This window comes from Bacteroides sp. An322 (genome assembly GCF_002161765.1).
Lineage (GTDB): Bacteria > Bacteroidota > Bacteroidia > Bacteroidales > Bacteroidaceae > Phocaeicola > Phocaeicola merdavium.
On sequence record NZ_NFIN01000004.1, the window covers coordinates 55,162 to 77,823 of the forward strand.

The 22,662-nt window shown below is 48.0% G+C and carries 20 protein-coding genes; 10 read left to right on the forward strand and 10 right to left on the reverse strand.

Going from position 1 to position 22,662, the window contains the following annotated elements; genetic code table 11:
* Positions 1 to 245 precede the first annotated feature (245 nt).
* Positions 246 to 2,405, reverse strand: coding sequence for an elongation factor G (locus B5F91_RS03440; RefSeq protein WP_087427716.1), 2,160 nt, complete (start codon positions 2,403 to 2,405; stop codon positions 246 to 248).
* Between the two features lie 248 nt (positions 2,406 to 2,653).
* Between B5F91_RS03440 and B5F91_RS03445 the strand changes: the two genes are divergently transcribed.
* Positions 2,654 to 3,958 (forward strand): Na+/H+ antiporter NhaC family protein, encoded by a 1,305-nt coding sequence (locus B5F91_RS03445; protein ID WP_087427717.1) that lies wholly within the window; start codon positions 2,654 to 2,656, stop codon positions 3,956 to 3,958.
* 100 nt (positions 3,959 to 4,058) lie between these two features.
* On the opposite strand, the gene B5F91_RS03450 is transcribed toward B5F91_RS03445, so the two are convergent.
* The 6 genes from B5F91_RS03450 to B5F91_RS03475 form a co-directional block, all read right to left on the reverse strand.
* The gene (locus B5F91_RS03450) at positions 4,059 to 4,661 is read right to left on the reverse strand and encodes a tetratricopeptide repeat protein (protein WP_087427718.1); all 603 of its coding nucleotides are present in this window, start codon (positions 4,659 to 4,661) and stop codon (positions 4,059 to 4,061) included.
* An 85-nt stretch (positions 4,662 to 4,746) separates the two neighbouring features.
* On the reverse strand, positions 4,747 to 6,201 hold the full coding sequence (locus B5F91_RS03455; protein WP_087427719.1) for a sodium:solute symporter: 1,455 nt from the start codon (positions 6,199 to 6,201) through the stop codon (positions 4,747 to 4,749).
* Position 6,202: 1 nt separating this feature from the next.
* A complete protein-coding gene (locus B5F91_RS03460; protein ID WP_013617057.1) occupies positions 6,203 to 6,544 on the reverse strand; it encodes a type II toxin-antitoxin system RelE/ParE family toxin in 342 nt (113 codons plus the stop codon).
* A complete protein-coding gene (locus B5F91_RS03465; RefSeq protein WP_013617058.1) occupies positions 6,534 to 6,776 on the reverse strand; it encodes a hypothetical protein in 243 nt (80 codons plus the stop codon). Before B5F91_RS03465 ends, B5F91_RS03460 begins: the two co-directional genes overlap by 11 nt.
* Before the next feature lie 66 nt (positions 6,777 to 6,842).
* Positions 6,843 to 7,532 (reverse strand): hypothetical protein, encoded by a 690-nt coding sequence (locus B5F91_RS03470; protein ID WP_087427720.1) that lies wholly within the window; start codon positions 7,530 to 7,532, stop codon positions 6,843 to 6,845.
* 96 nt (positions 7,533 to 7,628) lie between these two features.
* The gene (locus tag B5F91_RS03475) at positions 7,629 to 9,701 is read right to left on the reverse strand and encodes an outer membrane beta-barrel family protein (protein WP_239416225.1); all 2,073 of its coding nucleotides are present in this window, start codon (positions 9,699 to 9,701) and stop codon (positions 7,629 to 7,631) included.
* Between the two features lie 422 nt (positions 9,702 to 10,123).
* Here B5F91_RS03475 and B5F91_RS03485 point away from each other — a divergent pair, with 422 nt between their 5' ends.
* Both B5F91_RS03485 and B5F91_RS03490 read left to right on the forward strand, forming a co-directional pair.
* On the forward strand, positions 10,124 to 11,632 hold the full coding sequence (locus B5F91_RS03485; protein WP_087427723.1) for a HAMP domain-containing sensor histidine kinase: 1,509 nt from the start codon (positions 10,124 to 10,126) through the stop codon (positions 11,630 to 11,632).
* On the forward strand, positions 11,622 to 12,332 hold the full coding sequence (locus B5F91_RS03490; protein ID WP_087427724.1) for a response regulator transcription factor: 711 nt from the start codon (positions 11,622 to 11,624) through the stop codon (positions 12,330 to 12,332). The genes B5F91_RS03485 and B5F91_RS03490 overlap by 11 nt, the downstream gene beginning before the upstream one ends.
* Before the next feature lie 127 nt (positions 12,333 to 12,459).
* Here the strand turns inward: B5F91_RS03490 and B5F91_RS03495 are convergent, their stop codons facing one another.
* From B5F91_RS03495 to B5F91_RS03505, 3 genes are read right to left on the reverse strand one after another with little or no spacing between them, the layout of a single operon-like run.
* Positions 12,460 to 14,319 (reverse strand): SLC13 family permease, encoded by a 1,860-nt coding sequence (locus B5F91_RS03495; protein WP_087427725.1) that lies wholly within the window; start codon positions 14,317 to 14,319, stop codon positions 12,460 to 12,462.
* Between the two features lie 27 nt (positions 14,320 to 14,346).
* A complete protein-coding gene (gene truA, locus B5F91_RS03500; protein WP_087427726.1) occupies positions 14,347 to 15,153 on the reverse strand; it encodes a tRNA pseudouridine(38-40) synthase TruA in 807 nt (268 codons plus the stop codon).
* A gap of 4 nt (positions 15,154 to 15,157) precedes the next feature.
* Positions 15,158 to 15,820, reverse strand: a complete 663-nt coding sequence (locus tag B5F91_RS03505) for a DUF5715 family protein (protein ID WP_144025065.1) — start codon at positions 15,818 to 15,820, stop codon at positions 15,158 to 15,160.
* A gap of 308 nt (positions 15,821 to 16,128) precedes the next feature.
* Between B5F91_RS03505 and B5F91_RS03510 the strand changes: the two genes are divergently transcribed.
* The 7 genes from B5F91_RS03510 (at position 16,129) to B5F91_RS03540 (ending at position 22,588) form a co-directional block, all read left to right on the forward strand.
* Positions 16,129 to 17,121, forward strand: coding sequence for a PhoH family protein (locus B5F91_RS03510; protein ID WP_087427727.1), 993 nt, complete (start codon positions 16,129 to 16,131; stop codon positions 17,119 to 17,121).
* A 14-nt stretch (positions 17,122 to 17,135) separates the two neighbouring features.
* A complete protein-coding gene (locus B5F91_RS03515; RefSeq protein WP_087427728.1) occupies positions 17,136 to 18,083 on the forward strand; it encodes a phosphoribosylaminoimidazolesuccinocarboxamide synthase in 948 nt (315 codons plus the stop codon).
* A 120-nt stretch (positions 18,084 to 18,203) separates the two neighbouring features.
* Positions 18,204 to 18,944: a bifunctional demethylmenaquinone methyltransferase/2-methoxy-6-polyprenyl-1,4-benzoquinol methylase UbiE gene (gene ubiE, locus B5F91_RS03520; protein WP_087427729.1), complete on the forward strand. Its 741-nt coding sequence runs from the start codon at positions 18,204 to 18,206 to the stop codon at positions 18,942 to 18,944.
* A 21-nt stretch (positions 18,945 to 18,965) separates the two neighbouring features.
* On the forward strand, positions 18,966 to 19,709 hold the full coding sequence (locus B5F91_RS03525) for a shikimate dehydrogenase (RefSeq protein WP_087427730.1): 744 nt from the start codon (positions 18,966 to 18,968) through the stop codon (positions 19,707 to 19,709).
* A gap of 90 nt (positions 19,710 to 19,799) precedes the next feature.
* Positions 19,800 to 20,759, forward strand: coding sequence for an alpha/beta hydrolase (locus tag B5F91_RS03530; protein ID WP_087427800.1), 960 nt, complete (start codon positions 19,800 to 19,802; stop codon positions 20,757 to 20,759).
* Positions 20,760 to 21,082: 323 nt separating this feature from the next.
* Positions 21,083 to 21,664 (forward strand): LemA family protein, encoded by a 582-nt coding sequence (locus tag B5F91_RS03535; protein ID WP_087427801.1) that lies wholly within the window; start codon positions 21,083 to 21,085, stop codon positions 21,662 to 21,664.
* A 9-nt stretch (positions 21,665 to 21,673) separates the two neighbouring features.
* Entirely contained in the window at positions 21,674 to 22,588 is a 915-nt protein-coding gene (locus B5F91_RS03540) for a TPM domain-containing protein (RefSeq protein ID WP_087427731.1), read from the forward strand.
* Positions 22,589 to 22,662 lie beyond the last annotated feature (74 nt).

Sequence of the window (22,662 nt, forward strand, 5' to 3'; positions counted from 1 at the left end):
GCTAACCGTTACGATACACTTTGCTTAACATGTTTTAATCTCAGATTCTTTTATATTAACTGAAACATTCATTTTACATATCAAAATAAGCATTTCATAGCCTCAGCCTACTTACCTGCTTGCAAAATTAATAAAATTTTAAATCAATAACAAATAAATATCCCTAATAGTTTAAGCTAAGTTAAATAAAAAAAGGCCGCATTTTAAGAAATGCGACCTTTAAACATATAAAAACAGTAACTTGTTTACATTTCGTCCTTTTCTTGTTCTTCGAACTCTTTCATTAACTTCGTCTGAACATCTGCCGGAACAAGTTCGTAGCTGGCGAACTTCATAATGAACGATGCACGACCTCCGGTCAATGAGCTTAAAGCGGTTGAATAATTAGACATTTCTTTCAAAGGAACTTTTGCCGCTAATTTTTCATATCCCTTTTCACTACTCATACCCATAATCATGCCTCTACGACTTTGCATGTCGCTCATCACATCACCCAACTTATCGCTCGGGCAGAATACTTCTACGTCATAAATCGGTTCCAAAATCTTTGGACCAGCATTTTTGAACGCATCGCTAAATGCATGACGACCCGCAAGCATAAACGAGATTTCATTGGAATCTACCGGATGCATCTTGCCATCGTAGACAATCACACGTACATCGCGGGCATAAGAACCAGTCAACGGACCTTGTTCCATACGGCTCATGATACCTTTTAATATAGCTGGCATGAAACGTGCATCAATCGCACCTCCCACTACACTGTTAATAAATACCAATTTACCGCCCCATTCCAAATCAATAGTCTCTGTTCCTTTTACTGTAACTTTGAATTCCTGACCATTGAATTTGTAAGTATCCGGAGCAGGCATTCCTTCATAATAAGGCTCTACTATCAAATGTACTTCACCAAATTGACCTGCACCTCCAGATTGTTTCTTATGACGATAATCGGCACGAGCAGCTTTCGTTATGGTTTCGCGATAAGGAATTTTGGGTTCCAAGTACTGAACAGGCAACTTTTCATTATTTTCCATACGCCACTTCAACGTACGCAAATGGAATTCTCCTTGACCGTGAACCAAAATTTGTTTCAATTCTTTCGATTGCTCTACCACCCACGTCGGGTCTTCTTCACGCATACGGTTCAGTATCGCCATCATCTTTTCCATATCTGCCTCGTTCACAGGCTTAATGGCACGTGTGTACTTCGGATTCGGATACTTGATGAAATTAAAACGGTTGTCGCAATCCTTGCCATTCAAGGTATTACCCGTCTTCACATCTTTCAATTTTACCGTACAACCAATATCTCCGGCACGCAATTCTTCTACCTTCTCACGGATTGCACCTGCACATACATACAGCTGTGCCATACGTTCTTTTGAGCCACGGTCAGCATTCGTCAAGTCATCTCCTTCATGAACAACGCCACTCATGACTTTAAAATACTGAACATCACCAATATGCGGTTCTACAGCTGTCTTGAAGAAATAAAGTGAAGTCGGTCCGTTCGGATCGGGCGGAACAGGCACACCACGTGTATTATGTACAACCGGCATTTCGTCAACAAAAGGAACTACATTGCCCAAGAATTCCATCAGACGGCGTACGCCCATATCCTTTCCTGCACATACACAGAATACGGGAAACATGCCTCGTGCAACCAATCCCTTGCGGATACCTTCACGCATTTCATCTTCAGTCAACGAGTCTGATTCGAAGAATTTCTCCATTAAAGTTTCATCGTGCTCGGCTGCAGCCTCTACCAGCACCTTATGCCAAGCCTGGGCTTTCTCCATTTCCTCAGCAGGAATTTCTTCAATCGTAGGTTCGCCGCCTTCAGGCTTCCACGAATATTTTTTCATTAAAAGTACATCAATCAACGAATTAAAGTCGGGACCTGTACTAATGGGATATTGAACGGGAACAACTTTCGACCCGTAATTTTCTCTTAACTGTTCCAATACATGATCAAAATCACATTTTTCGCTATCCAACTGGTTCACCAAGAAGATAACCGGTTTACCTAACTTTTCTGTATAGCGGAAATGGTTCTGTGTTCCTACTTCCGGACCGTATTGTCCGTTCAAAAGCAGAACTGCTGTATCTGTCACATTCAATGCCGTAAGAGCTGCACCCACAAAGTCGTCACTTCCCGGACAGTCTATGATATTCAATTTCTTGCCATTCCATTCCACATGATAAACGGTAGAGAATACAGAGTATCCGTACTCCTGCTCTACCGGGAAATAATCGCTGACTGTATTTTTGGCAGTAATTCTGCCACGACGTTTTATAATACCACTCTCATAGAGCAACGCTTCTGTGAGGGTGGTTTTACCTGATCCGTCATTGCCAAGAAGAGCAATGTTTTTAATTTCGTTGGTCTGATATACTTTCATGGTACTCAAGATTTAAATAAAAAAATAAAAGGATATGTTTCTCATATCTCTCATAACGCCGCGCAAATTAGAAATTAATGATGAGAAATGCAATTTTTCAGTCCGTGTTACTAAACTATGTTTTTAGACACAATCTATTCATATCTCCACACAATGTCCGGATTTACTTCATTTTATCAAACGAACGTAAACAGAAATTCACCTGAAAAATATTATCTTTGCAACGATTTTTACAGACATTACAACTCATGGATTATAATAAACTCACCCCTATCGTCAACAAGCCCAACGGCTGGGCACTGATGCCGCTTGTAGTATTTCTCTGCATGTATTTGGTGACTTCTATCATCGTCAACGATTTCTATAAAGTACCTATCACCGTTGCTTTTCTAACAGCTTCAATCTATGCCGTCGCTACTACCAAGGGGCTAAGCCTGAACGACCGTATCCTACAATATTCGTCCGGTGCTGCCAATACGAACATCATGTTAATGATTTGGATATTCATTCTCGCCGGAGCATTTGCACAGTCAGCCAAAGCCATGGGAGCCATTGACGCAACTGTCAATCTGACTCTTTGGTTACTTCCAGAAAACTTATTATTGGCAGGCGTATTTTTAGCTTCCTGCTTTATTTCGCTCTCCATTGGCACATCGGTCGGAACCATTGTAGCCCTTGCTCCTGTAGCCGCAGGAATTGCAGCCAAGACCGACATCAGCATGGCTTTTATGACTGCCATTGTGGTTGGAGGAGCTTTTTTCGGCGACAATCTTTCTTTTATCTCCGATACAACCATTGCCGCTACCCGTACCCAAGGTTGCGTAATGCGCGACAAATTCCGCGTCAATTTTCTAATCGCACTTCCAGCAGCCTTGCTTGTACTTGTTTATTATATTATCTATGGTATGCAAACCGAAGCCCATCCGGATATCCAGACAATTGAATGGGTTAAAATTATCCCCTATCTGATTGTATTGGGAACTTCCATTGCGGGGATAAATGTCACCTTGGTATTGTTGCTAGGATTGCTTTCTACCGGCATCATCGGATTGACATACGGTTCATTCGACTTGTTCGGATGGTTCGGCTCTATGGGAGAAGGGGTATTAGGAATGGGCGAACTGATTATCATTACCCTCATGGCTGGAGGAATGCTGGAACTAATACGGTTTAATGGAGGAATAGATTACATCCTGCATCGGCTGACTGAACACATCCGTAGTAAACGAGGTGCCGAGTTCAGCATTGCGGCACTGGTCAGCCTCGCCAACTTCTGTACGGCAAACAATACCATCGCCATCATCACCGTAGGACCATTAGCAAGCAAAATAGCTGAAGAATATAAAGTAGACAAACGGAAAAGTGCCAGCATACTTGATACATTTTCGTGTGTAGTACAAGGCATTATCCCCTATGGAGCGCAAATGCTTATTGCAGCAGGACTGACGGGACTCTCCCCACTCAATATTATACCTTATTTATATTATCCTATCGCATTGGGAGTGGTAGCTGCGCTTTGTATCGTGTTCCGATTTCCACGGAGATATTCCTAAGAACTGTTTAAACGCAGATTAGCGCAGATTTACGCGGACTATTATCTTATTTAAATCTGCGTAAATCTGCGCTAATCTGCATTTCTATATCAATAAAAATTCAACGAGATGCCGTAGCGTTGCTGAATGCCGATGTCACTTGGTCGAAAAACACAGGATCGGGATTGGCTTCAAGCAATTGCATCATCAAGTCGTACACATCGGCATGGCTATCCAGCTTCATAGCTGTCTGCAAATCTGCTAACGATTCCTCATACTTACCCATATTCATATAAACTTCAGCACGTGCTTTATAGTTCTCCACATCCGATGGTGTCAGACGAATAGCTTCATTCAAATCTTTTTCAGCCTCATCGTATGCCTGTGCGTTCATCAACAACATACCACGAGTGTAATAAGCAAAAGCACGATATTCTGTATCTGCTTTCGGAATAAAACGCAAACTTTCATTCACTGCATGAAAAGCCAACTTCGCATCCCCACAAAAATTGCAAACCAACGCCATATAACAATGCGCATAACCGTTCTTCGGATGAACATTCAATTCATTCGTCAAACAAGTATAGGCTTGTTCGATGTCACCTTCGTTCAGTGCTTCCACTCCCTTTTGATAATCAACAGATGTCGGACGCTCAAACTCTTTAGCGAAAAGCGTATTTACCGTCATCAGCCCGCAAAATAATGTAATAATCAGTGCCTTCATGATATCCTTGTTTAGGTTGTTTAGTTTTGGCTGCGAAATTACAAGGTTTTCTCCGAATTGCAAATAGTAATTTTTATGTTCTGCATCAGCTTTTTAACACTTTATAGCTTAACAACCACAGACCTGCGAACGTAAGAAACCCATTAAACATCAACATTTCATAACCAAAAGCATACCCTGTGTACAGAAACACCAATCGGTCCACAACGTAACAAACGATAGGAGAAAGCAAAGCAACGTAAGGCACAAAACGGTCGTGCGGCATCCTTCGGGTAAACATTCCAAAAGCAAACATGCCTAATAACGGTCCGTAAGTATACGATGCCAATATGTAAATCATATCAATTACACTGGAACTATCTATTGCCTCGAATATTAAAATACAACCTACGAAAACCGTTGATATGCCCACATGCGTCCAACGCCGGATACGCTGTGCCTTCCCTTCGGAAAACCGTCCTACCTCTAAAATATCAATGCAAAAGCTGGTCGTAAGTGCTGCCAAAGCCGAATCGGCACTCGAAAAAGCAGCAGCGATAATACCAATGGTAAACAGGACCAAAACCACCGGACCCAAATAACCTTCTGCTGCAAACATCGGAAGAATATCGTCACCCTTCGTCGGCAATACCACACCCAATTGTGGTGCAACAAGCAACAACAAGACTCCCAACACCAAAAACAAGAAATTGACAGGCACGAATGAGAAACCGTAACAATACATATTCTTCTGTGCCTCTTTCAAATTGCGGCAGGTCAGATTTTTCTGCATCATGTCCTGGTCAAGCCCTGTCATAACAATGGTAATAAAAATGCCGCTAAAGAATTGCTTGAAGAAATTTTGCTTCGAATGCCAATCATCGAATACGAATATCCGGCTATGCTCGCTACTTGTCACTGCATCAAATGCCGTACGCCAATCCACTCCTAATGTCCCTACCACCCTATATATAATAAGGAGTAAAGCAACCAGCAAACAAAAGGTCTGTAAACTATCGGTCCAAACGATTGTGCGAATACCGCTTTTCCGCGTATAAAGCCAAATTAAGACCACCGTACCCACAGCCGTCAACACAAACGGGACGTGATAAGCATCAAACACATAATGTTGTAGAATCAAGCAGACCAAGTAAAGCCTTGCAGCTGCCCCTAACATTTTCGATACCAAGAAAAAAGACGCGCCCGTCTTATACGACCGTCTGCCGAAACGTGTCTGCAAATAAGTATAAATGGAAATGAGATTCAATTTATAGTAAAGAGGAAGCAACACACGGGCAATAAGCAGATAGCCGACAAAAAATCCCAAACAAGTCTGCATATAAGTCATATCGATGCTTCCCACCATGCCGGGCACCGAAACAAAAGTCACTCCCGACAGCGAAGCTCCAATCATACCAAAAGAGACGATGTACCAAGGTGATTTCCTATTGCCACGGAAAAAAGCATCGTTATCACTGCTGCGCACCGATGTAATATGTGCCACCAACAACAGAATGCCGAAATAAACGGCAATGGTAAGAAGGATGAATGTGCCGTTCATGTCATTTCAGTCCGTTCAGCCGAAGCAGTTCTTCGATTTCTTTCTTGCTGATAGAAGAACGCTCCGCCTTATCGTAGATGTAAAGCAAGTTGATTTCGGTCTCCTCCACCGCCACCACTACGGTAAAAGAAATAACCCGTGCGCCGCCGCTCTTGCCTTTCCCTTTCGAAGTAATAGCCATCCGAATCTTGCGCAATCCGCCGCCAAGGTCTGTGCCGAGGTGAGGATTGGCAAGAAGTTCTTCACTTAAAGAAGCAATATCGGATTTCATCGACATATAACGTTTTCCTAAACGTTTGGCTTCTTTTTCAAACGTATGTTGGAATTTCAATCTATACTTCATCGTCCCAATCTCTCATAAATTCTTCAAAAGTCTTTGATCTCCCTGCCTTCATATCTTTCAGCCCCGCGTCAATCCCCGCGAGAATCTCTTCCTTGCTGATGTACTCGGTCTCTTCTTCCTCCTTGCGGGTGCCTTCCAACAACTTATCGGCAAGCCACACACGGTTCCGTTCGCTGAGCGAAAGCGACTGGATATATTGCCAAAGACTTTCCATGGATGCAGATACTCTCATATTGTTTCCTCCTCATTAATTAACTCAAGGCAAAGATAACGAAATTCACCCAAATCTACGCATAATTTAAGATTTCTTTCGGGCTGCTACCGCCAATAAGACTCCCAAAGCCACACCCAGCAGAGCGGCGAACAAGACACGCGCTTCGCTCGGCAACAGGAAAGTAATGGTATGGGCAGGAAACCAAAACAGCGGAATGGTCTTCTTAAATACAAAGTTCCACTGCACATCCCAGTTCAAATGCGTAATGATGCGGGTCATCGGAATCGGCGTTACCAAAGCCCGTACCGAACCGCCACAATCCAATATATGCGTATCGGTTATCTTATGGAACGTCATGAATACAGGAGCGAAAATACTGTTCATCGCTACCGAAATGCAAAAAGCCACCAGCACCTTTGCCGCACAAAACGGACCTGCCATAAAGGAAGAAGCGCCGTTCAAGCCAATGTATTCCAATGCCACCGGTACGCCATTGGCAAATACAATCATCGCCAGATTGATTCCCATACCCAATATCCCCCACACTACCGCACGAGGGACAATACCGAAACCCGCTTTCAAATATTTGCCCGAACTCAGACGAAGCCCCAGCAATTCGCCTAAGGTAGACAAAACTGCGAATTTCAAGAAACTCATCACCATACCGTGGGAAGCATTAAACGCTTTATAGCCTTCATACAACGGTTCGAACACAACAAACGGAATGAATATCGCTACAACAATCACGACGAACAGCAAATCAGACTTTTTCATGGCAACTTTACGTGTTTATTTCATTTTACATTAACAAAAGATTCGTTTCGGTCGCCAAGATAAGCAGAAATGTTCAATCTTCCAAATAAATTCCCGTTATTTGAAACGGGATGTATCCACCGCTTCCCGATGCTTCTCCTGATAACCTCCGAATTTCCACGTAAACGATAAGCCTACGGAACGGTAGCACGAATAATCGTTTGTCACCCACTGGCGGGCGATGCGGATATACGGGTCGATGCCCGCGGTCTCGAAAATGTCCTTGCACCAAACCGAGAGGATGCAATTCTTATCGGCGAAAGCGTAACGCAACGCTACGTCCACATTCCCGCTGGCAGGCAAATCGTACGTGCCTTGATGAGCTTTGCTGCGCACGAAACCATTCAGTGTCAGACGCAAGTCCGGACGAGTGGAAAGCGTAACTGTATTGTTCCACACCGCCATGCCGTAAGCGATGCGGCGGTCGAAAGGCATATCATAGAAGTCGGCGTCTTTCTCGCGCGTCCATACGCCCATCAGCGTCAAGCGCGAGTCGAGCCATTTCTTTATCTTAAAAGGAACGGAAGCCTGAATGCCCGCCTGCCGTTGGAAATTAAAGTTCAGGTAGCGGTAGATTTCCACCAAGCGTTCGGGCGACTGATAAAGCGTCTGCGTGAAATAATCTTCCGTATGGCTGAACCATGCGGCAAAAGTATATTTCGACTTCAGCATATAAATCAGCGTCAGGTTATAGTCTTTCGAAGGCTTCAGCAGCGGATTGCCCTGCACTTCCGAGTAGCCTCCGCCCAGATAAGACACCGCGTCCTGCACCGCCCAATAATCGGGATAACGCTTGTCGCTGCTGAATGAGAGCTGCACAAGATGGCTGGCGGACGGTTTATACGTAGCCGTCAGGTTCGGATACCAGTCCCATTCGTTCCACACCGGAGTCTGGTAATGCTCGGCTGCCAGCGAAAAGTCTACCGACAAGTCTTCGCCGAACGATTTGCTGAAGCCCGCATACACATTCAGCGTCCGTTCCCTCCGGCGCGAAAACATATCCGAAGGCAATTCTTCATTCCCCGAATACCGCTGGAACGAATTGTCCACGCTCGTCGTATAAACCGCCCCGTAGTTCAGCCCCCAGCCGTGCTTCAGCTGATGCTCTTGCCCAAGATAAAACTTCCAGGCATTGATGCGCTGCGCGTCTTCGGTATAAAAGTCCATGCCCGTCCCGTCCATTTCGCTGGAGAGGCGTTGGCTGCCCGGCGCATGATACCATGTAAACTCTGCGCCTGCCTTCAGCCCGAACGGAGCCTGATAGTCCAGCCGCCCGTTATGAAGCCACGATTCCTGATTGCCCAAGGTCGTCGCCGTCTGCGTGCCCGTGGTGTATTGGTTATAATGGCTCGTGTCGTAACTCCCGTTGTAGACAAAGCCCAACGTATGGTTCTCGGCAAACTGGTAATCGGCGCCGAGGCGGAACGTATGCGTATGGTTCCGTCCGCGTCCCGTCTCGTGATTGCGGACGAGATAGGTTTCGTCCTCCGCCTCTTGCCAATGGCGGGCTTCCTTGTCGGTCGTGTTGTAACTCTTGCCGTGCGTGTGCGAGTAAAGGAAATCCGCCGAGAGTTTCCCTCCATTATATAATAAGGAGGCACGCTCCTCGAACGAAGCCTCGTGCCGCTGGTCATACTTGGCGAACGCTTCGCCCTGCACCGAACCGGGGTCGCCGATGCGGTGGCGCAGGCGGACGTTTATCAGCGCGCCCCGCACCTGATAGCGTGCCGGAGCATTGTACATCACTTCTACCCGCTCGATGCGGCTGGCGGGCATCGACTTCAATAACGAATAAAGCTGCTCGGCGCTCATGTTCGTCACCTTCCCGTCCAAAATGACGGTCACGCCGCGTGCCCCCAACGTCAGTCCGCCGTTCATCTCCACCACGCCCGGAAGCTCTTTCAACGCATCATATACATTGTCTATCGGTTTTTGCGCAATCATGCGGGGCAGGTCGTATTCCAGCCTCCCCGGCAATGCCCGGACCACGGGGCGTTCGCCTTCCACCAGCACTTCGGGCAAAGCCTGAAACAAGCTGTCCGTCTGCACGTCGCCCGTCAATAAACTGTCTACTGCTTCTTGTGCCGGAAGCCCCGCTCCGAAAGCTGCCAGCCCGATAATCAAAATCATTCGTTTCATTGTATTTCCGTTTTTGTTTGATACGGCAAAGTTCGGCATTTCCCGCGGAATCCGCCTTATCTTCCGTCTTACCGAGTGTTACCGGAAGTGTTATTTAGTCTTACCGTTTTCCGCAAGATTGAGCGGAAAGACCTATCTTTGCCTTGCGAAAACGTCCTCCCGATGGGAGCGGCAAATTGCAGCTTGCGAAAACGTCCTCCCGACGGGAGCGGCAAATTGCAGCTTGCGAAAACGTCCTCCCGACGGCAGCAGCAAATCGCAACCTGCGAAAACGTCCTCCCGACGGCAGCGGCAAATTGCAGCCTGCGAAAACGTCCTCCCGACGGCAGCGGCAAATTGCAGCTTGCGAAAGCTTCCTGCACGTTGCAGGACGAAATCGCAGAGAAAAAACAAACCTAAAAAAGAACCGCCGCATGAAATTGCCCCTGAAATACATCGCCCTGCTGGTCATCCTCTCGCTGGCGGGCGTATTCGCTTACCAAGCCTATTGGCTGACCAGCCTTTACCGCACCCAGCGGAGCGAGATGGAAAAGGACATCCGCGAAGCCCTGCGCACGAGCGATTACAACGAAATGATTGCACGCGTCAGGCGGATGCAAAACGATTCGCTGGCACAAGCCGAAGTGACCGTCTCGACCGGATACGACGACGAACGGGCGTTCACGAAGACCCATACCATCCGAAGCGTCAAGCATGGCGACACCATCCGCGTCTCCATCTGGGAACACAGTGTAAAAGACACCGTCCCCGCCCCGCAAGCCGCCCTGCAAGCCGACATCGCCTCTATCCTCTTCGAAAACAAAAGCTCGACCGCCGAACTTGCCTCCAACTTCCAGCAAGGGCTGCACGCCGCCATGGACGTACTGAGCGATCCCGATTTCGCCGTCTTCGACAGCCTCTTAGCCACCGAACTTCACCGCATCGGCATCCGCGCCCCTTACCGGCTGATGTACCTGCACCGGGGAAGCACCGCCGATTCGAGCTACACGTTCACCGACACGCTCAACGTCAAAACCACCGGCGGCTACCTCCCTTCGCCGAAAGCCATTACCTACGATTACAGTTACGACCGGCACGGCAATTGGCTCTACCGGCTCACCTTAGAGCCTATCGAAAGCATCGTGCTCACCCAAATGGCAGGCATCCTCACCGCCTCGGCACTGATACTGGTTATCTTGGGGCTTGCGTTCGGCTTCCTCATCCGCACCCTCTTGCGCCAAAAGACGTTGGAAGAAATGAAAAGCGACTTCACCAACAACATCACCCATGAACTGAAAACCCCTATCGCCGTGGCATACGCTGCGTGCGACGCCCTGCTCAATTTCGGGACCGGAACCAACCCTGCTAAACGGGAACGCTACCTACACATCTGCCAAGAACAGCTCCGAAGGCTAAGCGGGCTGGTAGAGCAGATACTCGGCATGTCGATGGAACGCCGGAAGACCTTCCGCCTGCACGTAGAGGCCTTCCCGCCCGAAGAGGTCATCGCGCCCCTTATCGAACAGCACAAGCTGAAAGCGGACAAGCCCGTCGGCATCACCCTCCGCATCGAGCCGGAAGGGCTGGCGGTATGCGCCGACCGCACCCATTTCGGCAACATCGTGAGCAACCTCATCGACAACGCCATTAAATATTCGCCCGGCGAGGCACGGGTCGAAATAAGATGCCGCACCGAAAACGGCTGGTTCATCCTCTCCGTCCGCGACCAAGGCATCGGCATCCCGCACGACAAGCAACGCCACGTGTTCGACAAATTCTACCGTGTGCCTACCGGAAACCTGCACGACGTAAAGGGCTACGGGCTCGGGCTGTATTACGTGAAGACCATGACCGAGAAACACGGCGGAACGGTGGAAGTGAAGAGCGAACCGGGACGAGGAAGCGAATTTACGATTAAATTAAGAATGAAGCATGAAAAATGAAGAATCACTTATCAACGTATTGTTAGTAGAAGACGAAGAGACCCTCGCCCTGATTATCAAAGACACCCTGGAAGGGCAAGGCTTCTTCATCCGCTTGGCAAAAGAAGGGGAAGAAGGGCTCAGGCAGTTCTTCGAAGAAAAGCCCGACGTGCTGGTGGCGGACGTGATGATGCCCCGCATGGACGGATTCGAAATGGTGCGCCGCATCCGACGACAAGACAAGCAGACACCCGTGCTCTTCCTCACCGCCCGCTCTGCCACGAACGATGTGGTGGAAGGCTTCGAATTAGGCGGAAACGATTACCTGAAAAAGCCGTTCGGGATGCAGGAACTCATCGTGCGCATCAAAGCGCTCTTAGGACGGGCATCCCGTTATCCCGCCTCGGAAAACCAACCTTCCGCAACGGAATTCGAAATAGGCAGATACCACTTCAACGCCACGACCCAACGCCTTTCGTACCTCGGAAGCGAAACCGAACTTTCGCACCGCGAAAGCGAAATCCTCCGCCACCTCTGCGAAAACCGGAACGAAGTGACCCCGATGCAAGACATCCTGATAGACCTATGGGGCGATGATACCTTCTTCAACCAGCGCAGCCTGCACGTGTTCATCACCAAACTCCGCCACAAACTCTCTCGCGACGAACGCATCCGCATCGTGAATGTGCGCGGCATCGGGTATAAATTGATTAGCGGCTGAATATGAATAGTCACTTCCTGTTCAGTCCTCCTATAATCCTATAGGGGTAGGACTGCAGTCCTACCCTGCAAAAACTGCAGTACTGGCTACAGAAAAACAGCAGTCCCGCCTAGGAAGGACTGGAAAATCAGAACGGGAAAAGCATCGGAAGGGCGAATATCATCACCAATCCCATAATGATTTGCAGGGGCAAACCTACCTTGACGTAATCCATAAACGTGTATTGTCCGGCGGGCATGACCAGCGCATTGGGCGGAGTAGAAAACGGGGAAGCGAAACACATACTTGCCGCTACGGTCACCGCAAAAAGGAATGGCACAGGGCTTACACCTATCTGCATGGCACTTTGCAAGGCAATGGGCGCCATAAGTACAGCCGTCACCGTATTGCTGATAAACATGGTCATTAGGGAAGTGGTGAAGTAAATCCCTGCCATCAGGGCTATCGGTCCGTAAGCCCCCAGCCCGCTTACCAACGAATTGGAAATGTAATCGGAGGCACCGGTTTTTTCCAAGGCAAGCGACATGGGAAGCATCCCGGCAAAAAGCACAATGGTCTCCCAGTTTATCGTCTTATATGCCGCCTCCACATTACGGAAGCATCCCGTGAGCACCATGAGCATGGCGGCTATCATCACCGCCGTAACGGGAGCTACCGGAATGAAGTCGAACACCATCATCACCACCATCAGCACCATGATGAGCGCAGCTACCGGAGCCTTATAATCCAATGTCACCTTAGCGGCTTCGGCAAGAGGCTGACCCAATACGACCCAATCGGTATCTTCTTTCGAAAGGCGGGCAATATCCTGCCACGTGCCTTGCACCAGCAACACATCCCCACTATGCATCCGTTCCTTGCCCAAATCTTGCAAGATGTATTCTTTTTTCCGGCGGATGCCCAACACATTCACGTTGAACTTATCGCGGAATCCGGCTTCTTTCACACGCTGGTTGATGATGTTCGAAGAAGGCATCAAGACGATTTCGGCTATACCGATATCGTAAAAGTCCAAGGAATTGCCCGTAGTCCGAGCCGTTTCCGTAGTATGCCCATCCATCATCTCCAAAGCAAACTCAGAGGCAAAACGCAACACGTCTTTGGCATCGCCCGTCACATAAAGCACGTCACCCGCCTGAATGACCGTATCAGGAGAAGCCAACTTCTGGGTTACGGTCTTCAGGAAACGGTGTTGCGAAGCCTCTCCACGGCGCACTTCGAGGATATTCAACCCGTATTTACGGCGCACGTCCAACCCTTGCACCGTCTGCCCTACCAGTAAGGAACCTGATACACTCTGCAAGCGGAACAAGTTATCCGACAAGCCATATTCCTTCACCAATTCGTTCAAGGATTTTCCCGAAGAAGCATTTTCATCCTTCTTCCTTCTTTTGGAAAGGAACCATTTGGTGAGCGGCAACAAGACCACAATGCCGGTGAGCATACAAATCAAGCCTACCGGCAAGAACGAGAAGAACGACAAAGGCTCGAATCCCGCATGGACCAACGTGTCTTGGATAACCAAATTGGGAGGCGTACCGATAAGCGTCATCATACCTCCCATACTGCTTGCAAAGGCAAGGGGCATCAGCAAGCGTCCGGGATTCATGCCCGCATTCGTGGCAAGGCTTACTACGATAGGAAGCATCAGGGCAACCGTTCCCGTATTGCTCACAAAAGCCCCGATAGCCGAGGTGACCAGCATCACTAACAGGAATAACCGCAATTCGCTTTTTCCGGCGAGCTTCAAGATGCGCGAACTAATCATCTTCGCCAATCCGGTCTGGAAGATAGCGCCACCCACTACAAACAGCCCTACCATCATTATCACCACTGAATTGGAGAAACCCGACAAAGCTTCTTCGGGAGTAAGAATCTGAAATACCAACAAGCCTATCAGGGCACAAAGCGCCACAATATCCGAACGGACCTTTCCCGAAACGAAAAAAGCCGCCGATAGTATCAATATAATTAATGTAACCAGCATAATAAATCAACTATCCTTCTATTTATTTCAATCTAAACATTCATGTTCTCCATTTTGTTCACAAGCTTCCGTATTTTCCTCCATATCAAGGAACAAGCGGTCGGGATAACCCACATCGACCAAGAAAAGGGCATGACCGGGAACAGACGTACCCGCACTGCACCGGTCTTTCGCCTCAATCACCCGGCGGAATCCTTCTATTGAAAGCTTGCTCCGTCCCACTTCGACGAGCGTACCGACCACCGCCCGCACCATGTTGCGCAAGAACCGGTCGGCTTGGATAGTAAATACCCATTCGTCCGCACCCGTCTGCTCCCAACGGGCGTGCATGATGCGGCAATTATTGGTCTTCACATCGGTATGCAACTTACTGAAACTCGTAAAGTCGGTATATTCGAAAAGCACCGCGGCGGCTTCGTTCATCCGCTCGAAATCAAGCGGCTGGAACACCCTCCACGCATAATGCCGGAGAAAGGGGTTCTTGCTTGTGGTGATGTGGTATTGGTACTTCCGATAGGTGGCATCGAAGCGGGCATGGGCTTCGTCCGTCACTCTCCGGATGCGGTAAACCGCAATGTCGGGCGGAAGCAAACGGTTGAGTTTATCAACTAATATAGATGCATCGACCGACGCATCTATATCCGTATGCGCTATCATCAGGCTGGCATGAACACCCGCATCCGTACGCCCTGCCCCTACCACTTCCATCGGGCGGCGCATCAAAGTGGAAAGCGCTTTTTGCAATTCTTCCTGCACGCTTGCCCCATTGGGCTGGATTTGCCAACCGTGGTAATTCGTGCCGTCGTATCCTAAATAAATGAAATACCGTGCCATACGCTTATCGTGCGGTTATGTGAAAACATCCTTGACGCAACTCGTACTTCACATAGCAACGGTCGGCTTTCCGCAAGTCGCGGAGCACTTCCGAAAGCACCAGTTTCAACGTATCCGCACTTACATCCTGCATGGGGCGTCCTTCGGGATGCTCTACCTTGGTGAAACGTTTCCAACTGATGTCGAACGTAGTCCCGTAGAAATGGCACGAATTAAGCGAAGCGTTCCCGTTAGTGCGGCGCAAGCGTTTCACATCGTCCTTAGTGCGCAACACCGAAGTCACGATTATTTTGTTCGGGTTCAGTCCCTTATGTTTCAACGAATCGAGAAAATTAACGCCAATGGTATCGAGCAAGGCACTGGCTTTCGGGATAAGGTAAGGAATTGAATGGGTCAACGAATCCACGTCATACCGCTCGCACGAGGCAATCCGCTCAAGATAAGCAGACTCCACCTCATCTTCGGCTTCCTCTCTCGATGCAATCGGACGGATGCCGATACGCTTTGCCGTAGCGAGTTGCACATCATTCAAATCATTAAAACTCCGTTTATAGCTCACCACGCCCCGTATGTTGTGGGGATTGTTCAACACAATGGTACGGTCGGGTTCCATGCAACTCCCTAAAAACATCAGAAAACCGCACATTATCAGGCTTATTCTTTTCATAATCTTCTCTAATTCTAATACAAACGCAAAGGCGCAAAAGCGCAAAGATTTATTTTAGAGAAAGCAAAAGACACGGAGAGCAAACGTAAAGTCTCTGTAGACTTTGCCTTCTCTAAAAAATTATCCTCCGCGCTTTTGCGCCTCTGCGTTCGCCTTAAATATTCCATAAAACGACATAAAAACGCACAAAGATAAGGAGATTCGATGAAACACAAGATGAAAAAAGAAAGAATTTGCCCGATTAGACGTTTGTAGATTCAAAGGAATGATTAAATTTGCAGAAAAATTTAATTACGAGCAAAGACTGAATGATAGAAAAGCATATTGTACTGGAGGACATCGACCCGGTGGTCTTCTATGGCGTCAATAACGCCAACATGCAAATGATTAAGGCATTATTCCCCAAGCTACGCATCGTAGCCCGCGGGAATGTCATTAAGGTGATGGGAGATGAAGAGGAAATGTGCGCTTTCGAAGAAGCCGTATTAGACTTGGAGAAGCATTGCGCGCAATACAATTCATTGAACGAAGAAGCGATTCTGGATATCATCAAAGGGAACAAGCCCGCGGTAGAGAAGACGGGCGACGCTATCGTGTATAGCGTGACGGGCAAACCGATTACACCCCGAAGCGCCAACCAGTTGAAGTTGGTAAAGGAGTTCGAGAAGAACGACCTGACTTTCGCTATCGGTCCCGCCGGTTCGGGAAAGACCTATACGGCAATAGCCCTTGCCGTGCGGGCATTGAAGAACAAGGAAATCAAGAAGATTATCCTGAGCCGCCCGGCGGTAGAGGCAGGAGAAAAGTTAGGTTTCCTTCCCGGAGACATGAAAGACAAAATCGACCCGTACCTGCAACCGCTTTATGATGCCTTGCAAGACATGATTCCGGCGGCTAAGCTCAAGGAATACATGGACCTGAACATCATTCAGATTGCTCCGCTCGCCTTCATGCGCGGACGGACCTTAAACGATGCCGTGGTGATTTTGGACGAAGCACAAAACACCACCACCCAGCAAATCAAGATGTTCCTCACCCGTATGGGCATGAACACCAAGATGATAGTGACGGGCGACATGACGCAGATAGACCTTCCCTCGCATCAGACTTCGGGCTTGGTACAAGCCTTGAAGATACTGAAAGGAGTAAAAGGCATCAGCTTCATCGAACTGAATAAAAAAGACATCGTGCGCCACAAGTTGGTGACCCGCATCGTTGAGGCATACGAAAAATTTGAGGCAGAGAACAAAGTTGCCCCCAAACAAACAAAAACATCAAAAGAAACGGATATACACCTATAATATATATAGCAATTATGAGTAAAGCTTTAACAAAAACCGATTTTCACTTTCCGGGACAGAAAAGTGTTTATCATGGCAAAGTGCGTGATGTGTACAACATCAATGATGAAAAACTGATTATGGTAGCTACCGACCGCATCTCGGCATTCGATGTGGTATTGCCCGAAGGTATTCCCTATAAAGGCCAAATGCTGAACCAAATAGCGGCTAAATTCTTGGATGCTACCTCTGATATTTGCCCCAACTGGAAACTCGCCACTCCCGACCCGATGGTGACCGTGGGCGTGATGTGCCAGGGATTCCCCGTGGAAATGATTGTACGCGGATATTTGTGCGGAAGCGCATGGCGTGCTTACAAGAGCGGTGTGCGTGAGATTTGCGGTGTACGCCTGCCCGAAAACATGCGTGAGAACGAGAAATTCCCGCATCCGATTATTACTCCTACCACAAAGGCTGAAATGGGCATGCACGACGAGGATATCTCGAAAGAAGAAATCCTTGCCCGCGGACTTGCCACTCCAGAGGAATATGAAACATTGGAGTGTTATACCCTTGCCCTCTTCGAACGCGGCACACAAATCGCGGCTGAACGTGGCTTGATATTGGTAGATACGAAATACGAGTTCGGAAAACACAACGGACAGATTTACCTGATGGACGAAATCCATACGCCCGACTCAAGCCGTTATTTCTATTCGGAAGGTTATCAGGAACGCTTCGAGAAAGAAGAGCCTCAGAAACAATTATCGAAAGAATTTGTACGCGAATGGTTAATGGCAAACGGTTTCCAAGGAAAAGAAGGCCAGCAAGTGCCCGAAATGACTCCCGAAATCGTATCTTCCATTAGCGACCGTTACATCGAATTGTTCGAGCACATCACCGGTGAACCGTTCGTAAAAGCCGATACCGAACACCTTGCCGAACGTATCGAAAAGAACGTAATGGATTATCTGATGCAATAATGCAATTTAGGGAAACGCAGATTAACGCAGATTAGTGCAGATATATTCTCTTAAACTAATCTGCGAAAATCCGCGTTAATCTGCGTTGATAAAGCAATAAACCTATTTTTGATATAGCAAATGACTCATTATCCCCAAGAGAAAATCAAGCCTTATAACGAAAGCGAAGGGAAAGCGGCACAAGTGGAAAAGATGTTCGACAACATTGCCCCTGCTTATGACAAGCTGAACCACCTGCTCTCGCTGGACATCGACAAAAGCTGGAGACGCAAAGCCATCAGCCTGCTCAAGCCATACCATCCGCAACACATCATGGATGTAGCCACAGGTACGGGTGATTTCGCCATACAAGCCTACCGTATGCTCCAGCCCGAGGAACTGATAGGGACCGACATCTCGGAAGGAATGATGAACGTAGGAAGGGAGAAAGTGAAGCAAGCGCATCTGGACGCGCACATCTCTTTCGCCAAAGAAGACTGCACCGCACTCACCTTTCCCGATGCCCGCTTCGATGCCATTACCGTGGCTTTCGGTGTGCGGAATTTCGAGAACCTCGATAAGGGATTACAAGAAATGCATCGGGTACTGGTTCCGGACGGACACCTTGTGATTCTGGAACTATCCGAGCCCGAATGGTTCCCGATGAAGCAACTTTATGCCCTCTACTCGAAAATCGTTATCCCCAACTTAGGGAAACTGTTCTCTAAAGACCGTAGTGCCTATACCTATTTGCCTAACTCCATTAAGGCTTTCCCCCAAGGAGAAGTGATGCAAAACATCCTCCGTAAGGCAGGCTTCCGGGAGGTTATCTTCAAAAGGCTGACATTGGGCATCTGTACGTTATATTTTGCAACTAAGTAATCTGTTTATAAACTTCATGTCATGAAAAAATTTGGTTTGATAGGTTATCCGCTCGGACATTCTTTTTCCAAGAATTTCTTCAACGAGAAATTCGCATCGGAAAACATTGACGCGCAATACGTCAACTTCGAAATACCGGCTATCGAAGACTTCCCCAAAGTCGTGGCTATGAATCCCGACTTATGCGGGCTGAATGTCACTATCCCTTACAAGGAGAAAGTCATCTCTTATTTAGACCGTGTGGACACGGTTGCCGCCGAAATAGGTGCGGTCAATGTCATCAAGTTCGAACGGATCAAAGGAAAGCTGAAATTAGCAGGATACAACTCGGATGTCATCGGCTTTACCCGCTCCATCGAATCGTTATTGGAACCGCATCACAAGAAAGCGTTGATTTTAGGGACGGGCGGTTCTTCGAAAGCCATTAACTACGGTTTGAAGCAACTGGGACTGGAAACGCTTTTCGTATCCCGGAACCGGCACAACAATCAGACCATCACTTACGAGGAACTGACTCCTGAAATCATGGACGAATACAAGGTCATTGTCAATTGCACGCCCGTAGGAATGTATCCTCAGGCAGACCAATGCCCGAACATCCCATACGAATGCCTTACTCCAAGGCATCTGCTCTACGATTTGCTCTACAATCCCGACACGACGCTTTTCATGAAAAAAGGAAGCGACCAGGGAGCCGTAGTAAAGAACGGACTCGAAATGCTCCTGCTCCAAGCCTTCGGCTCGTGGGAAATATGGAACCAATGATTTTCTCACCACAGATTACACAGATTAAATTAATTAATATTCCAGTGCTTTCTGTGGTGTATATTTAATTTTAAATCTGTGTAATCTGTGGTGAAAAATAAAAAGAAAAAAGTCCTTATCGGAAGCGGAATCGTTTTGATTCTTCTTATCGCCTCGCTCATCGGAGGAAGCCTGTATATGCTCGACTTCTCCCTACGCCCCGTAAACCGCGGGAAAGACATGGAAGGCTCTATGGCATATATGCGCCAAACCTATCCGCACATCGTGCCTTGGATAGACAGCCTGAACCAATGCCGTGCCTTGCGCGATACCTTTATCACCGCTCCCGACGGCATCCGTATGCACGCTTTCTATGTACGTGCTCCCCGTCCTACGACACACACCGCCGTTATCGTACATGGCTATACCGATAATGCCATCCGTATGTTCCATATCGGATATTTATACAACCGCTCTTTAGGCTACAATATCCTCCTACCCGACCTGCGCTATACGGGACTAACCGAAGGCGATGCCATCCAAATGGGTTGGCTCGACCGGAAAGATGTCATACAATGGATAAATACCGCTCCGTATATCTTCGGCGATTCCATCCGAGCCGTGGTGCACGGCATCTCAATGGGAGCCGCCACCACAATGATGGTTTCGGGCGAGAAGCTTCCCGACTATATACGGTGTTTCGTGGAAGATTGCGGATATACCAGCGTATGGGACCAGTTCGAAAAAGAATTGAAGGGAGTGTTCCATCTGCCCGCCTTTCCTTTATTATATGTGACCGAATGGATATGCCAGCTTCAGAACGGATGGAACTTCCACGAAGCTTCGGCTCTGAATCAAGTAAAGAAATGCCGCAAACCCATGCTTTTCATTCATGGCGATAAAGACGATTTTGTACCTACGTGGATGGTGTATCGGCTTTACGAAGCCAAACCTCAGCCCAAAGCTCTATGGGTAGTTCCCGGAGTAGACCATGCCCACTCGTATCGTGATTATCCCGAAGAATATACCGGAAAAGTGCGGAAGTTTGTGGAGGGATATCTTGAAAATTAAAAGAAAAGGTGTATCTTTGTGAACAAACAAAATCGGAAAGGAGATTATTTTATGAAAGCAATTGTATCATTAATCAACGATATACATAATAGTCGGTCACCTATACGTCAACCCTTGAATTGTATATAAACTATAGTAACATAAAAATGATTTGCGAAAAATAGTTGATGCATTGTCATCCTGAACGAAGTGAAGGATTTCGTATATACCCACGTGAACGCATTCGAGATTCTTCACTTCGTTCAGAATGACAAAAGGTTTTCGTAATTCATTTCTGATTGATTATAAAAATATTGCAAACCAATAAAACAAAGAAACATCGTATGAAAAAAACTTGGATTATCGTGATTGTAGTTCTTGTCGTTCTGATAGGATACAGTGTCTCTTCGTATAACTCGATGGTGACGCAGGAAGAAAAAGTGGGAACAGCCTGGAGCAATGTAGAAAACCAATACCAACGGCGTTCCGACCTGATTCCGAACCTTGTAAACACCGTCAAGGGATATGCCGCACACGAGAAGGAAACTTTCGATGCCGTGGTGTCAGCCCGCGCTAAGGCTACCCAAATGTCGGTCGATATTGATGACCTTACTCCCGAAAAATTAGCGGCTTACCAACGTGCGCAAGGCGAGATAGGAAGCGCATTGGGACGCTTACTTGCCGTGACCGAAAATTATCCCGACCTGAAAGCCAACGAAAACTTCAAGGAACTTCAGGCACAATTAGAAGGTACGGAAAACCGCATCAGCGTAGAACGGCGTAAATTCAACGAGACGGCACGCGAATACAACACCTCCATCCGCCGGTTCCCGAAAAACATCTTTGCGGGCATCTTCGGATTCGAGAAACGTCCCTACTTCGAAGCGGAAGAAGGAGCCGAACAAGCACCCGAAGTCAAGTTCTAATCCTCGCTTATGAAAAGACATTTGTTGCTTTTCCTGCTATTCGCCTGTACCACGCTTGGGGCGCAAACCAACGTATATAAGGTGGAAGACATCCCCATGGTTCACCTGCAGGATGCCCGGCGCTACGTGAGCAATCCCGACGGCATCTTGAGCGAAACCACGGTCTATGCCATCGACACGACACTTTACGCCCTCGAACGCGAAACGGGCATCCAAACCTTAGTGGTAGCGGTAGGGCAAATAGAAGGCGGAGATTGTTTCGATTTCGCTTACCGGTTGGGAAGGGAAAACGGAGTGGGCAGGAAAGAGACCGACAACGGGCTGGTCATCCTTCTCGTCACGGGCGAGCGGTGCATCCAGTTTGCCACGGGATATGGCTTGGAAGGCGACCTCCCCGACGCAATATGCAAGCGGATTCAGGTGCGCTACATGAATCCTCATTTCAGTAAAGACGAATGGGACGCTGGCATGTTAGAGGGTGTGCGCGCGGTGCGTGCCCAGTTGAGCGGGACAGGCAATCCCGTTTCCTCTTCCGAAGAAGAAAACGACACGCTGCTCTTGTTCGCCATTTTCTTCTGCTGCTTCATCCTCGTCCCCCTGTTCTTATGGTTCAACGCCAAGCAGCGCAAACGATGCCCGCAATGCCACAAACATAAGCTCCGTCAGATATCGGTACAGAGCTTTTCGCAAGGAGACGGATACCGCATAGAAGAAGTGACTTACGTGTGCGGGAATTGCGGCAATGTGGTGCGCAAGCAACGCCGTGTACGCGAAGACGATGATTTCCATCACCGCGGAGGAAACGGCTGGCCCTTCTTAGGCGGTCCGTTCTTCGGAGGCGGAGGACACGGAGGAGGCGGCTTCGGCGGAGGAAGTTTCGGAGGAGGAGACTTCGGAGGCGGAGGAGCAGGAAGCAAATTTTGAATCGAATTAATTATTCACCACAGAGTGGCACAGAGGAAATAATTAAAACTCTGTGTGCCTCTGTGCCCTCTGTG

What these genes read in the sequence shown, in the direction of transcription:
- B5F91_RS03440 (WP_087427716.1), bottom strand. Translation starts at nt 2,405, where the DNA reads ATGAAAGTATATCAGACCAACGAAATTAAAAACATTGCTCTTCTTGGC.
- B5F91_RS03445 (WP_087427717.1), top strand. Translation starts at nt 2,654, where the DNA reads ATGGATTATAATAAACTCACCCCTATCGTCAACAAGCCCAACGGCTGG.
- B5F91_RS03450 (WP_087427718.1), bottom strand. Translation starts at nt 4,661, where the DNA reads ATGAAGGCACTGATTATTACATTATTTTGCGGGCTGATGACGGTAAAT.
- B5F91_RS03455 (WP_087427719.1), bottom strand. Translation starts at nt 6,201, where the DNA reads ATGAACGGCACATTCATCCTTCTTACCATTGCCGTTTATTTCGGCATT.
- B5F91_RS03460 (WP_013617057.1), bottom strand. Translation starts at nt 6,544, where the DNA reads ATGAAGTATAGATTGAAATTCCAACATACGTTTGAAAAAGAAGCCAAA.
- B5F91_RS03465 (WP_013617058.1), bottom strand. Translation starts at nt 6,776, where the DNA reads ATGAGAGTATCTGCATCCATGGAAAGTCTTTGGCAATATATCCAGTCG.
- B5F91_RS03470 (WP_087427720.1), bottom strand. Translation starts at nt 7,532, where the DNA reads ATGAAAAAGTCTGATTTGCTGTTCGTCGTGATTGTTGTAGCGATATTC.
- B5F91_RS03475 (WP_239416225.1), bottom strand. Translation starts at nt 9,701, where the DNA reads ATGATTTTGATTATCGGGCTGGCAGCTTTCGGAGCGGGGCTTCCGGCA.
- B5F91_RS03485 (WP_087427723.1), top strand. Translation starts at nt 10,124, where the DNA reads ATGAAATTGCCCCTGAAATACATCGCCCTGCTGGTCATCCTCTCGCTG.
- B5F91_RS03490 (WP_087427724.1), top strand. Translation starts at nt 11,622, where the DNA reads ATGAAAAATGAAGAATCACTTATCAACGTATTGTTAGTAGAAGACGAA.
- B5F91_RS03495 (WP_087427725.1), bottom strand. Translation starts at nt 14,319, where the DNA reads ATGCTGGTTACATTAATTATATTGATACTATCGGCGGCTTTTTTCGTT.
- truA (WP_087427726.1), bottom strand. Translation starts at nt 15,153, where the DNA reads ATGGCACGGTATTTCATTTATTTAGGATACGACGGCACGAATTACCAC.
- B5F91_RS03505 (WP_144025065.1), bottom strand. Translation starts at nt 15,820, where the DNA reads ATGAAAAGAATAAGCCTGATAATGTGCGGTTTTCTGATGTTTTTAGGG.
- B5F91_RS03510 (WP_087427727.1), top strand. Translation starts at nt 16,129, where the DNA reads ATGATAGAAAAGCATATTGTACTGGAGGACATCGACCCGGTGGTCTTC.
- B5F91_RS03515 (WP_087427728.1), top strand. Translation starts at nt 17,136, where the DNA reads ATGAGTAAAGCTTTAACAAAAACCGATTTTCACTTTCCGGGACAGAAA.
- ubiE (WP_087427729.1), top strand. Translation starts at nt 18,204, where the DNA reads ATGACTCATTATCCCCAAGAGAAAATCAAGCCTTATAACGAAAGCGAA.
- B5F91_RS03525 (WP_087427730.1), top strand. Translation starts at nt 18,966, where the DNA reads ATGAAAAAATTTGGTTTGATAGGTTATCCGCTCGGACATTCTTTTTCC.
- B5F91_RS03535 (WP_087427801.1), top strand. Translation starts at nt 21,083, where the DNA reads ATGAAAAAAACTTGGATTATCGTGATTGTAGTTCTTGTCGTTCTGATA.
- B5F91_RS03540 (WP_087427731.1), top strand. Translation starts at nt 21,674, where the DNA reads ATGAAAAGACATTTGTTGCTTTTCCTGCTATTCGCCTGTACCACGCTT.